The 15,354-nt window shown below is 44.2% G+C and carries 8 protein-coding genes, 2 tRNA genes and 3 rRNA genes; 11 read left to right on the forward strand and 2 right to left on the reverse strand.

Features of this window, described 5'->3' with window-relative positions:
- The first annotated feature begins 591 nt into the window (after positions 1–591).
- From JMW64_RS03765 to JMW64_RS03810, 10 genes are all read left to right on the forward strand, one after another.
- Positions 592–2,130: ribosomal RNA gene (locus JMW64_RS03765) — 16S ribosomal RNA — on the forward strand.
- Positions 2,131–2,205: 75 nt separating this feature from the next.
- A tRNA-Ile gene (locus JMW64_RS03770) sits at positions 2,206–2,282 on the forward strand.
- Between the two features lie 9 nt (positions 2,283–2,291).
- Positions 2,292–2,367 (forward strand) — tRNA-Ala (locus tag JMW64_RS03775).
- A 344-nt stretch (positions 2,368–2,711) separates the two neighbouring features.
- Positions 2,712–5,573: ribosomal RNA gene (locus JMW64_RS03780) — 23S ribosomal RNA — on the forward strand.
- A 187-nt stretch (positions 5,574–5,760) separates the two neighbouring features.
- A 5S ribosomal RNA gene (gene rrf, locus JMW64_RS03785) occupies positions 5,761–5,875 on the forward strand.
- Together the 16S, 23S and 5S rRNA genes with 2 tRNA genes alongside form the textbook arrangement of a ribosomal RNA operon.
- 165 nt (positions 5,876–6,040) lie before the next feature.
- Entirely contained in the window at positions 6,041–6,226 is a 186-nt protein-coding gene (locus JMW64_RS03790) for a hypothetical protein (protein ID WP_201553421.1), read from the forward strand.
- Positions 6,216–7,325: an LPO_1073/Vpar_1526 family protein gene (locus tag JMW64_RS03795; RefSeq protein WP_201553423.1), complete on the forward strand. Its 1,110-nt coding sequence runs from the start codon at positions 6,216–6,218 to the stop codon at positions 7,323–7,325. The genes JMW64_RS03790 and JMW64_RS03795 overlap by 11 nt, the downstream gene beginning before the upstream one ends.
- A gap of 55 nt (positions 7,326–7,380) precedes the next feature.
- Entirely contained in the window at positions 7,381–7,791 is a 411-nt protein-coding gene (locus JMW64_RS03800) for an OsmC family protein (protein ID WP_201553425.1), read from the forward strand.
- An 84-nt stretch (positions 7,792–7,875) separates the two neighbouring features.
- Positions 7,876–8,340 (forward strand): flavodoxin family protein, encoded by a 465-nt coding sequence (locus JMW64_RS03805; protein ID WP_201553427.1) that lies wholly within the window; start codon positions 7,876–7,878, stop codon positions 8,338–8,340.
- Positions 8,341–8,414: 74 nt separating this feature from the next.
- Entirely contained in the window at positions 8,415–9,068 is a 654-nt protein-coding gene (locus JMW64_RS03810) for a DUF938 domain-containing protein (RefSeq protein WP_201553429.1), read from the forward strand.
- A 94-nt stretch (positions 9,069–9,162) separates the two neighbouring features.
- Here the strand turns inward: JMW64_RS03810 and ppc are convergent, their stop codons facing one another.
- Positions 9,163–11,952: a phosphoenolpyruvate carboxylase gene (ppc, locus tag JMW64_RS03815; protein ID WP_201553431.1), complete on the reverse strand. Its 2,790-nt coding sequence runs from the start codon at positions 11,950–11,952 to the stop codon at positions 9,163–9,165.
- 94 nt (positions 11,953–12,046) lie between these two features.
- Positions 12,047–12,838 (reverse strand): dienelactone hydrolase family protein, encoded by a 792-nt coding sequence (locus JMW64_RS03820; RefSeq protein WP_201553433.1) that lies wholly within the window; start codon positions 12,836–12,838, stop codon positions 12,047–12,049.
- Between the two features lie 312 nt (positions 12,839–13,150).
- Here JMW64_RS03820 and JMW64_RS03825 point away from each other — a divergent pair, with 312 nt between their 5' ends.
- A complete protein-coding gene (locus tag JMW64_RS03825; RefSeq protein ID WP_201553435.1) occupies positions 13,151–15,238 on the forward strand; it encodes a catalase in 2,088 nt (695 codons plus the stop codon).
- Positions 15,239–15,354: the final 116 nt, after the last annotated feature.

Genomic DNA, 15,354 nt, shown 5'->3' on the forward strand with positions numbered 1-15,354 from the left:
CTTACCTCAGCCCAACGCAAAACCCCGTAGACTGCCATTCAGTTAAAGCAAAAGTAGTGTCGCCATCCTGCTAATTTAGTTTAATCACCAAGTTTATTTAAATTAAGCTAAAATAGCTCTTGACTAAACATTCAAACCCTCTATAATACGCCCTCATCAAGACGAGCTGGAGCATTTATATGTAGATTACATATAAATAACCCAATTAACTTGAAGAAACAAAACATAAAAAAGCTTGACAATTCAAATCATTATGATAAGATAGTCGGCTCGCTAGATAGCTTGACCTGAAAGGGATTGAGACTAAACAGCAAGAGAGATACCCTATATATCAGTTACTGGACGACAGTGATTGAGCACTATTTAAAAGCATAACTAAAGAACAACTTGTGTGGATTTTTGCTGATTCAGAATGCTAAAAAATAAAGTTGGTTTTAACTCCTTTTCGGAGTTCATTCTAACTATAAAAATTATCATTTAAGACAGCAGAAAAACTCAAAGTTAATTCATTACGAACATAATTTTTAGCGATTTTGCCAGATTAGATGAGCCAAGTTTAGAAGCTTCTTTAAAGAGCTTCATAGCAAGATTAAACTGAAGAGTTTGATCATGGCTCAGATTGAACGCTGGCGGCAGGCTTAACACATGCAAGTCGAGCGGTAACAGGAGAAGCTTGCTTCTCGCTGACGAGCGGCGGACGGGTGAGTAATACTTAGGAATCTACCTAGTAGTGGGGGATAGCACGGGGAAACTCGTATTAATACCGCATACGACCTACGGGAGAAAGGGGGCAGTTTACTGCTCTCGCTATTAGATGAGCCTAAGTCGGATTAGCTAGATGGTGGGGTAAAGGCCTACCATGGCGACGATCTGTAGCTGGTCTGAGAGGATGATCAGCCACACCGGGACTGAGACACGGCCCGGACTCCTACGGGAGGCAGCAGTGGGGAATATTGGACAATGGGGGAAACCCTGATCCAGCCATGCCGCGTGTGTGAAGAAGGCCTTTTGGTTGTAAAGCACTTTAAGCAGTGAAGAAGACTCCATGGTTAATACCCATGGACGATGACATTAGCTGCAGAATAAGCACCGGCTAACTCTGTGCCAGCAGCCGCGGTAATACAGAGGGTGCAAGCGTTAATCGGAATTACTGGGCGTAAAGGGAGCGTAGGTGGCTCTATAAGTCAGATGTGAAATCCCCGGGCTTAACCTGGGAACTGCATCTGAAACTGTAGAGCTAGAGTATGTGAGAGGAAGGTAGAATTCCAGGTGTAGCGGTGAAATGCGTAGAGATCTGGAGGAATACCGATGGCGAAGGCAGCCTTCTGGCATAATACTGACACTGAGGCTCGAAAGCGTGGGTAGCAAACAGGATTAGATACCCTGGTAGTCCACGCCGTAAACGATGTCTACTAGTCGTTGGGTCCCTTGAGGACTTAGTGACGCAGCTAACGCAATAAGTAGACCGCCTGGGGAGTACGGCCGCAAGGTTAAAACTCAAATGAATTGACGGGGGCCCGCACAAGCGGTGGAGCATGTGGTTTAATTCGATGCAACGCGAAGAACCTTACCTGGTCTTGACATATCTAGAATCCTGCAGAGATGCGGGAGTGCCTTCGGGAATTAGAATACAGGTGCTGCATGGCTGTCGTCAGCTCGTGTCGTGAGATGTTGGGTTAAGTCCCGCAACGAGCGCAACCCTTGTCCTTAGTTACCAGCGGGTTAAGCCGGGAACTCTAAGGATACTGCCAGTGACAAACTGGAGGAAGGCGGGGACGACGTCAAGTCATCATGGCCCTTACGACCAGGGCTACACACGTGCTACAATGGTAGGTACAGAGGGCAGCTACACAGCGATGTGATGCGAATCTCAAAAAGCCTATCGTAGTCCAGATTGGAGTCTGCAACTCGACTCCATGAAGTAGGAATCGCTAGTAATCGCGGATCAGAATGCCGCGGTGAATACGTTCCCGGGCCTTGTACACACCGCCCGTCACACCATGGGAGTTGATTGCACCAGAAGTGGATAGCTTAACCTTCGGGGGAGCGTTCACCACGGTGTGGTTGATGACTGGGGTGAAGTCGTAACAAGGTAGCCGTAGGGGAACCTGCGGCTGGATCACCTCCTTATAGATGGCATTCGGTCAGCAAGAATTCACAACAAGTTGTTCTTTAGTTTAAGCTTACGTTTTAACAAGCGTAATTGGGTCTGTAGCTCAGCTGGTTAGAGCACCGTGTTGATAACGCGGGGGTCAGTGGTTCAAGTCCACTTAGACCCACCATTTTATAATGGGGCCATAGCTCAGTTGGTAGAGCGCCTGCCTTGCACGCAGGAGGTCAACGGTTCGACTCCGTTTGGCTCCACCACTATAGACGAATAAGCTTTAAGTGCTAATAGTATAAATAGAAACAAGTGATTTATCTTTGAATAAAGACACGATTACTTCTTTCTGTTTTATACAGAATCTGTGACTCGACGAGAGCATAGAGACTATTTAAAAACATAGATATGAGTCTGGGTTAGGAACACGTGTTCACGCGTTGTTCCTAACCTTAATCACTCACCTCTTAACGACATCAGTTGTTATCCCAGGGGTGAGTGATTAAAAAAGTAATAAGAGAACTGAATCAAGCGTATAAACATAGGTGATATCGTTATCATAATTAGACTTTATAACACTTAGCAGTCGAAAGACTACTTGGGGTTGTATGGTCAAGTAATGAAGCGCACATGGTGGATGCCTTGGCAGTCAGAGGCGATGAAAGACGTGACAGCCTGCGATAAGCTTCGGGGAGGCGGCAATATCCTGTGATCCGGAGATTTCTGAATGGGGAAACCCACCTACCATAAGGTAGGTATCTTGTACTTGTACAAGAAGCGAACGAGGGGAAGTGAAACATCTCAGTACCCTTAGGAATAGACATCAAATGAGATTCCCCTAGTAGCGGCGAGCGAACGGGGAGAAGCCGATTAATGCTAATGTAGAAGAACAGCGTGGGAAAGCTGACCGTAGTAGGTGATAGTCCTGTATTCGAAACATTAGCGTTAACATATTAAGTAGAGCGGGGCACGAGAAATCCTGTTTGAAGATGGGGGGACCATCCTCCAAGGCTAAATACTCCTGACTGACCGATAGTGAACCAGTACCGTGAGGGAAAGGCGAAAAGAACCCCTGTGAGGGGAGTGAAATAGAACCTGAAACCGTGTGCGTACAAGCAGTGGGAGCCTTAATTTATTAGGGTGACCGCGTACCTTTTGTATAATGGGTCAGCGACTTATATTCTGTAGCAAGGTTAACCGTTTAGGGGAGCCGTAGGGAAACCGAGTCTTAATAGGGCGTTTAGTTGCAGGGTATAGACCCGAAACCGAGTGATCTATCCATGAGCAGGTTGAAAGTGCCGTAACAGGCACCGGAGGACCGAACCCACTGTCGTTGAAAAGCCAGGGGATGACTTGTGGATAGGGGTGAAAGGCTAATCAAACTCGGTGATAGCTGGTTCTCCCCGAAAGCTATTTAGGTAGCGCCTCGGACGAACACCATTGGGGGTAGAGCACTGTTTCGGCTAGGGGGTCATACCGACTTACCAAACCGATGCAAACTCCGAATACCGATGAGTGATATCCGGGAGACACACAGTGGGTGCTAACGTCCATTGTGGAGAGGGAAACAACCCAGACCGCCAGCTAAGGCCCCAAATTCCTAGTTAAGTGGGAAACGAGGTGGGAAGGCATAGACAGCTAGGAGGTTGGCTTAGAAGCAGCCATCCTTTAAAGAAAGCGTAATAGCTCACTAGTCGAGTCGGCCCGCGCGGAAGATGTAACGGGGCTCAAACTAGGAGCCGAAGCTGCGGATTTGAATTTGTTTTCAAGTGGTAGGGGAGCGTTGTGTAAGCCTGTGAAGGTGTGTCGTAAGGCATGCTGGAGGTATCACAAGAGCGAATGCTGACGTGAGTAACGATAATGCGAGTGAAAAGCTCGCACGCCGGAAGATCAAGGGTTCCAGTCCAACGTTAATCGGGGCTGGGTGAGTCGACCCCTAAGGCGAGGCCGAAAGGCGTAGTCGATGGGAAATCGGTTAATATTCCGATACTTGTTTATAATGCGATGGAGGGACGGAGAAGGTTATGTCAGCCTGGCGTTGGTTGTCCAGGTGAAAGGATGTAGGCTTGTGGCTTAGGTAAATCCGGGCTACTACATGGCTGAGATCTGATAGCAAGCTGTACTTGTACAGTGAAGTGGCAAATACCATGCTTCCAGGAAAAGCTTCTAAGCAATAGTTATAAACGAATCGTACCCTAAACCGACACAGGTGATCAGGTAGAGAATACCAAGGCGCTTGAGAGAACTCTGCTGAAGGAACTAGGCAAAATGGTACCGTAACTTCGGGAGAAGGTACGCTGCTGATGGTGATAGGACACGCTCCTTGAGCTGTTGGCAGTCGCAGATACCAGGCTGCTGCAACTGTTTATTAAAAACACAGCACTCTGCAAACACGAAAGTGGACGTATAGGGTGTGATGTCTGCCCGGTGCTGGAAGGTTAATTGATGGGGTTAGCGTAAGCGAAGCTCTTGATCGAAGCCCCAGTAAACGGCGGCCGTAACTATAACGGTCCTAAGGTAGCGAAATTCCTTGTCGGGTAAGTTCCGACCTGCACGAATGACATAATGATGGCAGCGCTGTCTCCAGCAGAGACTCAGTGAAATCGAAATCGCAGTGAAGATGCTGTGTACCCGCGGCTAGACGGAAAGACCCCGTGAACCTTTACTACAGCTTTACATTGAACTTTGACCTGACTTGTGCAGGATAGGTGGGAGGCTTTGAAGCCGAGACGCTAGTCTCGGTGGAGCCAATCTTGAAATACCACCCTGGTCATGTTGGGGTTCTAACTCAGGTATAACAATACCGAGGACAATGTATGGTGGGTAGTTTGACTGGGGCGGTCTCCTCCTAAAGAGTAACGGAGGAGTACGAAGGTGCGCTCAGACCGGTCGGAAATCGGTCGTAGAGTATAAAGGCAAAAGCGCGCTTAACTGCGAGACCCACAAGTCGAGCAGGTACGAAAGTAGGTCTTAGTGATCCGGTGGTTCTGTATGGAAGGGCCATCGCTCAACGGATAAAAGGTACTCTGGGGATAACAGGCTGATACCGCCCAAGAGTTCATATCGACGGCGGTGTTTGGCACCTCGATGTCGGCTCATCTCATCCTAGGGCTGAAGCAGGTCCTAAGGGTATGGCTGTTCGCCATTTAAAGAGGTACGCGAGCTGGGTTTAGAACGTCGTGAGACAGTTCGGTCCCTATCTACCGTGGGCGTTGGAAATTTGAGAGGATCTGCTCCTAGTACGAGAGGACCAGAGTGGACGAACCTCTGGTGTTCGGGTTGTCACGCCAGTGGCATTGCCCGGTAGCTACGTTCGGATGGGATAACCGCTGAAAGCATCTAAGCGGGAAGCCCACCTCAAGATTAGATTTCCCTAAAGAGCCGTTGAAGACTACGACGTTGATAGGCAGGGTGTGGAAGTGCAGCGATGCATGTAGCTAACCTGTACTAATTGCTCGTTTGGCTTGACCATACAACACCCAAGTGGTTTGTATGAAAGCTCTAATTAATCTATCTTGTATAAGCGAAAGCTTATAGAAACGAGAGAATATTTCGATATCACCTTTAACCTTGATTCAGTTAGGTTACAAGTTGATCGACAACAAGCTAATACTTGACGTCAAACAATAAAAATAACAGACTCATATCTAACCCCCTTTGCTGACGACAATAGCATGATGGCACCACCTGATCCCTTCCCGAACTCAGAAGTGAAACATCATTGCGCCAATGGTAGTGTGGGTTCGCCCATGTGAGAGTAGGTCATCGTCAGCTCTCTATTCTAAAGTAAAACCCCCTTTGACTTATGTCGGAGGGGGTTTTTCTTTGCGTGGGAGATTAATTTTTATTGGAACATAAAATGTTAATATGTGTTTATGATATTGTAGTTAAATTAATATAATTTTATCAAGATGTTGTGAACTATTAGAGTATTTAATTATGAACTGGGTTATTGCAAACAAAGATTGGTTATTTAGTGGAGCGGCTGTCGCTTTACCTCTCTCGGTAATAGGGTGGTTTTTCTTTAATCGAAAAAATAAACAGGTTCAAAAAGGCGGTGATAATTCAACAAATATACAAGTTGGAGGAAGTTTAAATATAGGAAATAAAAAAAATGATGAATAGGCAGAACCAACAAGCAGGTGATAACTCTAATAACCTTCAATCCAAAGAAATGACTGTTAATATACTAGGTATAGATGAAAAGCGAGCTCGTGAGGTTTTTCAAGAAATGAATTTACAGTTGAAAGATAAGTACTCTGAAGAGGCAATGAAAATCGCTCAAATTAGAATTGATGAGTTTGAGAATAGACTGATGCCTAAGATGGAAGATTTAGAAGGTGCTTTAGAAGTATTTGCAGATCCAAGCTTTCAATTATTACTTGTCGAAGCTCAAAAAACAGCTGCTGCTACCGAAAGACCCGTTGACTATGAACTTCTTTCCGAATTGTTAGTACATAGATTCCAAAAGAGAAAAAATAGAGTAGCACGTGCAGGAATCAGCCGTGCTGTAAAAATTGTAGATGAAATAGACGATGATGCCTTACTTGGATTAACGGTGTTCCATAGCATAAATAGTTTCTTACCACTAACAGGAGATATATTTCAAGGGTTAGATGTTTTAAATGAACTATTCGGGAAAGTTTTATATGGAAGTTTACCTTTGGGTAGAGATTGGCTAGATCATTTAGATATATTAGACGCTGTGCGTTTGAGTCCAATTGGTACCTTAAAGAAAATAGAGGATTATTACCCTGAGCAATTATATGGATATGTAGATGTAGGGATAAAGAAAAACTCTGAAAATTTTGATAGAGCAATGAGTATTATTGAAGCAAATAAATTACCTAAAGATATTATAATTGAGCATGCTCTGAACCCTGAATTTGTAAGAGTACCTATTTCAAATAGACAGCATATTGAATCTCTTGTCTTAACAAAACAGCTTTTTCAGCAAGGGTTTTTTATTCCTAAGTCTATAGCTTTATCAGATAGTCAGAAAAAAGCAATCAATACGATATATGATCTTTATTCGCAAGATATAAATATTAAGAATGAAAATACTCGATTATTTATAGAACACTGGGATGAAAGAGCTAATTTAAATACTCTTAAGAAGTGGTGGAATAGTATAAATATAGGTGCTGAAGTTACTTCTGTAGGAAGAGTACTAGCTCATTCCAATGCACAAAGATGCGATAAAAACCTTCCATCTCTTGATTAAAATATATTTTAAACAGTAACATTCACACTGTTTTATAGTTTATAAAGGACAAGCTATGACGACATCAAAAGTGACCTACCAAGGCGATTTGCGTACCACCGCCATTCATTTGCAGTCAAATAATGAAATCATTACTGATGCACCGACTGATAATCACGGCAAAGGCGAAGCATTTTCGCCGACTGATTTATTGGCGACTAGCTTAGCCAGTTGTATGTTGACGATTATCGGTATCAAAGCTCGTGATATGGATATCGATATTGCAGGCACTACAGCTGAAGTGACCAAAATAATGGCTGCTGATCCAAGACGAGTCAGTGAAGTACATGTTGTTATTACTTTTAATCAACCATTAGATGATAAAACGCAAAAGATATTCTATAACACCGCGCTTACTTGTCCAGTTGCGAAAAGTATCCATCCTGATATCATTCAAAAAGTGACTATTCATTCCAGAAGCCATTAATTCTAAGAGCTTTTAATTCTAAGAACTACTGATTCCAAGAATTGTTAATTCCAAAAACCAGTGACCTTTATAAGGATGGTTGAGATGGCTAGCAAAACCTTACTTATTGTTGCGCATGCGCCATCACCTAATACTAAGAAGTTGGCGCAAGCGGCTTATGATGGTGCCAATCATCCTGATATAGATATCAATGTCATAATCAAATCTCCCCAAGATACCCAGCCTGAAGATGTATTGGCAGCTGACGCGCTATTATTAGGGACGACTGAGAACTTGGCTTATATGGCAGGACTGACCAAAGACTTTTTTGATCGCTGTTATTATCGGGCGTTAGAGAAGAAGCAGGGCATGCCGTTTGCGGTATATATTCGAGCTGGGCATGATGGGACAGGTACTAAGCTTGCGCTCAAAACCATTACCACAGGACTGCGCTGGTCATGGGTGCAAGAGGCGCTGATTTTACAAGGTGATTGGCAAGAAATCTTTACTGATCAAGTCGAAGAGCTAGCGATGACACTGGCAGCTGGGGTAGAAGCGGGTATTTATTAGTTTTTTCGACGCTTTGCTTGTCGCCATTATTAATATCAAAGCTACAGTAATGAAGATATATAAGGATATTAGCAGTGTTGAATGATGATTTAGATAATAGCCAATCGATTGCTCCTACTGGAATAGCATTTTCTCAAGCGTGTGAAAATAATAAGCAGCCGATTCTAGAATTTTTACAGCAAGAGTTGCAAGGTTCTATTCATGTGTTAGAGGTTGGGTCAGGTACGGGTCAGCATAGTGTGTATTTTGCCCCTAGATTGACTCATTTAACATGGCAGACCAGTGATATGTTGGCTAATCACGCCACCATCAATGCTTGGCATGCTGCCTATCCTGCCCCTAATTTATATACACCGCTTACTTTTGATGTATCGTGTGATTCAGTGCCAATGAAAAATGCGGTCGATATACCGTATGATGCGGTATTTACCGCCAATACCTTGCATATCATGTCGTGGTCTTTAGTGGCTAAATTATTCCAATTGGTCGGTGATATGCTACCCTTAAATGGTAAGTTCATCATTTATGGACCCTTTAACGAAAATGGCAGTTATAGCAGCGCAAGCAATCGTCAGTTTGACCATAGCTTGCGCCAGCGCGATGCTAACAGCGGCATCCGTCATTTAGAAGACGTTATAGATTTGGCAAATACACATCATTTAACGTTAAATAAGCGTTATGAGATGCCATCTAACAATCAAATATTAGTATTTGAAAAACTCTATTAACGTAAAAAGCTGAGTTGGTTCACTGTGATAACACTATGAATCAACTCAGCTTTATGTAAGTTCCAATCAGTAAAGATCAACCTATTTATAAATACTAACCTGTATTGCGTAGCCCTGCTGCCAAAGCGTTGATACTACGAATTAATGCATCTTCGACAGCAGGTCTATCGTCATTTTCCAGATTGTCATTGTCAGTGTTATCGGATTGGCGCATACGCTTGAGTAGCTCAATCTGGATGTAGTTAATGGGATCTAAATAGGCGTTACGCCATTCCAATGAATGAGCCAAGTCTTGTTGGTTTGAGAGTAAAGACGCCTGCTCTAGCAAGGAGTTGAGACCTGCGTGCGTCAGTTCATGCTCATCAATCACTGCCTGCATGACTTGCTCACGTAAGCTTTCGTCTTTACACAGTTGACTGTATGCACGGGCGATATTCATCTCGGATTTGGTAAAAGCCATTTCAATATTACTGATAAAGACATTGAAAAATGGCCAGTTTTTATTCATCTCCTTCATTAACGCTTCGTCTTTTTTGACGCTATCTAAAGCACTGCCCACGCCATACCAAGCGGGAAGGGTAAAGCGCGCCAATGACCAGCCAAATACCCATGGTATCGCCCGAATCGTCGATTTGCTCGGCAGTCCTTTTTTACGGTGAGCAGGACGCGAGCCAATATTGAGCAATGAAATCTCTTGTACTGGTGTGGCCTCAGAATAAAACTGATAGAAGCCCTCTGTATTATCCGTCAGCTCTCGATATTGCTGTTCGCCTGCATCTGCCAAATCAGCAAACAACGCTTCATAGCTATCTAGCTGTTTGGGTTGTTCGACAAATCGTGACGAGCTGGCTTTTAGCGCTCCCGTGATTCCCATGGTTAATTCAAACACGGCAGTATCTGGATTGGCATACTTGGCGTAAAGTACTTCGCCTTGTTCAGTGAACTTGATCTGTCCATGTAAAGTGCCAGCAGGCTGAGCAGCGATGGCTTGATGGGTTGAGCCACCACCACGACTGACGGAACCACCACGACCATGGAACAGGCGGGTGGTGATACCATATTGATTGGCGATATCGGTGATGGTTTGCTGGGCACTATATAACTGCCAAGCGGAGGTAATAATGCCGCCATCTTTAGAGGAATCTGAGTAGCCAAGCATAATCTCTTGAATGTTTCCTGAGTGCTCAAGTAAATCACGATATAGCCGATTGTCCAACACCATTGGCATAATTTTATCGATATTTTTTAAATCTTCGATGGTTTCAAACAGTGGCGCAACTGGTAGGGCAGAAAATAAATGCCCGTTCTTATCAATACCCGATAAACCTGCAAAACGCATCAGTAGCAGCACTTCTAATAGCTGACTGGCGTTATTGGTCATCGAAATTACATAGCTACCAAAAGTATCGTCGCCGACCAGTTTACGCAGTTTAGCGACAGAATTCATCAGAGCAAGCTGTTCGTGTGTTTGCGCGCTTAAGTTGTCGGTATAAATCAGCGGTGCACCTGGCTTTTCTAGCAAACGCGTTAGCCATTCTTGCCGCTCTGTTTCGCTGAGAGTGTGATAGTCGGGCAGATTCGAGGCGCTAGCAAAAATATCTGCAATGACTTCGCCGTGATAACCTGAATCTTGGCGAATATCTAGCGAGGCTAAATGGAATCCACAGGTTTTGACTAGGCGAATGGTATCAAGCAGTAAGCCTTCGCCATGCGCTTTGTCATGAGTATTGACACTTTTGCGAATAAGGCGTAAATCATCTAGCAAGGCCGTCGGTGTTGAGTAAGCCTCTTTTGCAGCCTCCTCATCTGTGCCTTGGCTTTGGATATGCTGGTTGGTCGCTTTTATTTTAGCCAGAATAATGGACAGCAGTCTTCGGTACGGCTCATTATTGTAATCATCAGGATTGTAGCAAAAGACTTTTTGATCGAGTGTGTTGTAGTCTTTGATACGGGTATAAATCTCTGGCGCGATATCGACGATAGTATCGCTATGAATCAGCTCACGACGCAATTTTCTGATCAACACTTGGTAATGGCGTAGCACGGTATTAGCATGCATCAATACCGCCATTTCAGTGGTTTCATGGGTGACGAATGGATTGCCATCTCTATCGCCGCCAATCCAAGAGCCAAAACTGACAAAGGCGGGTAAAGGGTAGTTGATTAACTCAGGATAGATATCGACGATAGCGTCTTTTATATTACGATATACTTTGGGAATGGCAGTGAATAAGCTGGCATCAAAATAGTGTAAGCCGTTGTTTATTTCATCATAAACCAAAGGTTTTCGGCTGCGAACTTCGTCTGACGACCACAGCAAGTCAATGGTTTCTGCTGTCTTTTGCTTAGCTTGCATAAAGGCTAGGCTGCCTTCGGGATAGTCGCTCATGGCATCGGTATGCTCATAGAGGGTTTGCAAGATATTCATGGTGGTGCGTCTACGGGCTTCGGTAGGATGAGCCGTAAAAACAGGAATAAATTTAAGGTGATCAATAAGCTCTTTGATTTGCGCAGGTTCGATTTGCCGCTCACGGCATTCTAACAAGGTGCGGCGAAAGGATCCTTCCCAGCTTTGATTGGACTGAGCACGCATAGTACGGCGTTGCTCACGCAGATAGTTTTCTTCAGTTAAATTGGCAAGGAAAAAGTAAATAGAGAATGCGCGAATGACGTTTTTTAAGGTTTGATTGTCTAATGAGGCAATAAGATCGATCAGCTGCTGTTTGTGTGCTGGATTATGCTCGCGGCGCTCCTGAATAAAGCCCTTGCGCAATGTTTCGATAGTACGTAGGGTATCCTCCCCAGATTGGCGAGAAATGGCCTCACCTAAAAATGCGCCTAACAATCTAACACGCGCACGCAATACGTCGTTCTTCAATAACATAATTGGCTTCCTTGGCTTTTAATCGACTCATTTATCAATGAGATAGGCTGGTTAATAATTAAGGGTCGCTGTTCTTATAGGATATGAATTAAAGTTATTTATATTCATTTGCTAAAAAATCCAAATAGCGTTTCCACGAGCGCTCATCGGCACGTGCATCATATCTATCACTGCCGAACACGCTAAAGGCATGTGGTGCACCACTATATGTCACCATCTCATGCGGTACTTTTGCTGCTTCTAATGTCTTACCCAAAGTTGCGAAGCTCTCTAGAGAGACAGATTCATCAGCAGAGCCATGGAATACTAAGATTTCTCCAGTTGTCTTGTCATAACTTTGACCTGTTGGAATATCGAAGGCACCATGGAAGGGTACAAATGCTTTTTGCTCAAATCCTGAGCGCGCCAGCTCCAGAGCAACGGTACCGCCAAAACAATATCCCATGGTAGTGCCTTTACGCACATCATTACCTTGTAGTCTTCCAGCATTCAACGCACCTTGAAGTATGCGGCGCATTTTATTGCGATTATCGTATAATTCCCCAGTTAAGCGTTTGTTTTCTTCAATAGAAGTAGGACGAACGCCTTGCCCGAACATGTCTGCCGCCAATACGTTGTAGCCCTCCGTGGCTAACATGTCAGCACGTTTGCGCTCATAGTCTGTCAATCCATCCCAATCATGAATGAGTAGGATAAAAGGCGCATTAGCTTTGTCGGCTTTGGCGTAATAGCCTTCGTATGCTTGATCATCCACGGTATAGGTAATATTTTTGGTTGTAATGGCGGCAGCTGTTTGGCTGAAAGTCAGTGCCATTAGTCCGATTGACGCACCCATTAGCAATGAGTGATAAGGTTTTTTGGACGTAGTCTTTGAAGTTGATAACATGGTATGTCGCCTTATAATCGTATAAAAAAGATAAATAGTTGGCTAAAACCATGCCCATTTTATTTATCAACTGTTTTAATGCTTCCTAAGAGCATACCTTAAAAAATCACTACATGACAAGAATCTATCGTCAACGTTGAGGCTCTGTTTAAATACGCTGAAATTACGGCTTTATCACGGCTGCAAACTTTAACCAAATATCAACAAGGAGTGCCATGAATTAGTCATATTTTTTGGCTAATATTAAAGACAGCTCTATACAAAAGTTCTAAAGAAATAGAGCCTACTTTTAATTACTAGCTAGGATGCATAATGAAAAATAATATTGATCATACTGACCCCGCTAAAGATATGAATACGGAACGTGGCAATGGCGGTGAGACTCACCAGCGCGCAGGGGATGACACCAAAGTATTGACGACCCAACAAGGTGTCATCATCTCTGACAATCAAAACTCTCTAAAAGCAGGCGCACGTGGGCCAACCTTATTAGAGGACTTTGTGTTACGAGAAAAAATCCATCATTTTGACCATGAGCGTATTCCTGAGCGTATTGTTCATGCGCGTGGTAGTGCTGCTCACGGTTATTTTGAACTCACTGAGTCGCTCGAAAAATACACCACGGCGAAAATTTTGACTGAAACAGGTAAACAGACGCCTTTATTTACCCGTTTTTCTACGGTTGCAGGTAACAAAGGCTCAAAAGATACGCCACGTGATGTGCGTGGTTTTGCTGTGAAGATTTATACCGAAGAAGGTAATTGGGACATCGTGGGTAACAACATGCCAATTTTCTTTATTCAAGATGCGATGAAGTTTCCAGACCTCATTCATGCGGTCAAACCAGAGCCGGATCGTGGATTTCCGCAAGCTGCTTCGGCGCATGACACCTTTTGGGACTTTGTGTCATTAAGTCCTGAGACCATGCATAATTTAATTTGGCTGATGAGTGATCGTGCACTACCACGCAGTTTACGCATGATGGAAGGCTTTGGTATTCACAGCTATCGTTTAATCAACAAAGAAGGCAAGAGTACCTTTGTCCGTTTCCATTGGAAACCTGTACTCGGTGTACAGTCAACCACGTGGGATGAGGCGGTAAAAATCTCAGGCGCTGACCCTGATTATCATCGCCGTGATTTGTTTGAAGCCATTAATAATGGCGACTATCCTGAATGGGAGTTTGGCGTCCAGTTATTTACTGAAGAAGAGGCTGATAAATTCCCGTTTGATCATCTAGATGCCACCAAGCTGATTCCAGAAGAGATGGTGCCAGTGAAAGTCGTGGGTAAAATGGTGCTGAACCGTTATCCCGATAATTTCTTTGCAGAAACGGAGCAAGTGGCGTTCTGTCCATCGCATCTGCCACCAGGTATCGACTTCAGTAACGATCCATTATTACAAGGTCGTTTGTTCAGTTATCTAGACACGCAATTATCACGTTTAGGTTCGCCTAATTTTGCCCAAATTCCAATCAACGCGCCGAAATGTCCGTTTGCCAATAATCAGCAAGATGGTCATATGCAGATGCAAGTACCTAAGACTCGTGTACTCTATGAACCACAAAGTTTAGACCCAACCAGACCACGTGAAAGCGCCAAGCGTGGCTTTGAATCATTCCATGAGCAGTTGGATGATGGTGTGAAAGGTCGCGTGCGCGCAGAGAGCTTTGCCGATCATTATAGTCAACCGCGCATGTTCTATCGTAGCCAAACACCAGCTGAGCAAGCGCACATTGCTTCTGCTTATGCCTTTGAGCTAGGTAAAGTAGATACGGCGCATGTACGTACGCGTATGCTGAGTCATCTACCGCATATCGATGAAGACTTGGCAAATCGTGTGGCAAAAGCGCTAGGTATGGAACTGCCAGAGCCTGCTGATGCCGCTGCTCCTGTACAGGATATGGCGACATCGAAAGCAGTACAAACGATTGGTCTAACGCCTAAGAGTTTAAAAGGCCGTTTGATTGGTATCTTGGTCGCTGAAGGCTCAAAGCATAGTGAAATCAAAAAGTTCGAAGAGGCGGCAAAAGCGCAGGGTGCTAGCGTGAAAATCGTTGCACCCAATAAGGAAGTTGTCTTAGATGATGAGACGCGCATACAGGCTGATGAGCGTCTCGCTGGCGGTCCATCAGTGATGTTTGACGCAGTCGTGAGTATCATTATGCCAGAGCAAGCTAAGAAGCTAGCCAAAGACAGCTCAGCATTAGATTGGTTCAACGATGCGTATGGTCATTGCAAAGCCATTGCTTATTGCGGCGCGACCGATGAGTTTATCTTAAGTAAGCTACCTATCGAAAAAGATGCCTTTGTCACGCCACTAGCTGAATTGGATACTTTTATTGAGAATGCCAAATCTCGTCTGTGGGAACGTGAGCCAAAGGTTCGTGATTTGGCGTAGTTTTTTTAGACCTCTAATAAAGAACTCAGCCTTAGCGCTGGGTTTTTTATTGAATTTTTAAAGCTAATTTCAGAGTGCTTGGTAGCGCCCAAATATTTGAAAATAGAATAAAAACT

It is taken from the genome of Psychrobacter immobilis, assembly GCF_904846065.1.
GTDB lineage: Bacteria > Pseudomonadota > Gammaproteobacteria > Pseudomonadales > Moraxellaceae > Psychrobacter > Psychrobacter immobilis_H.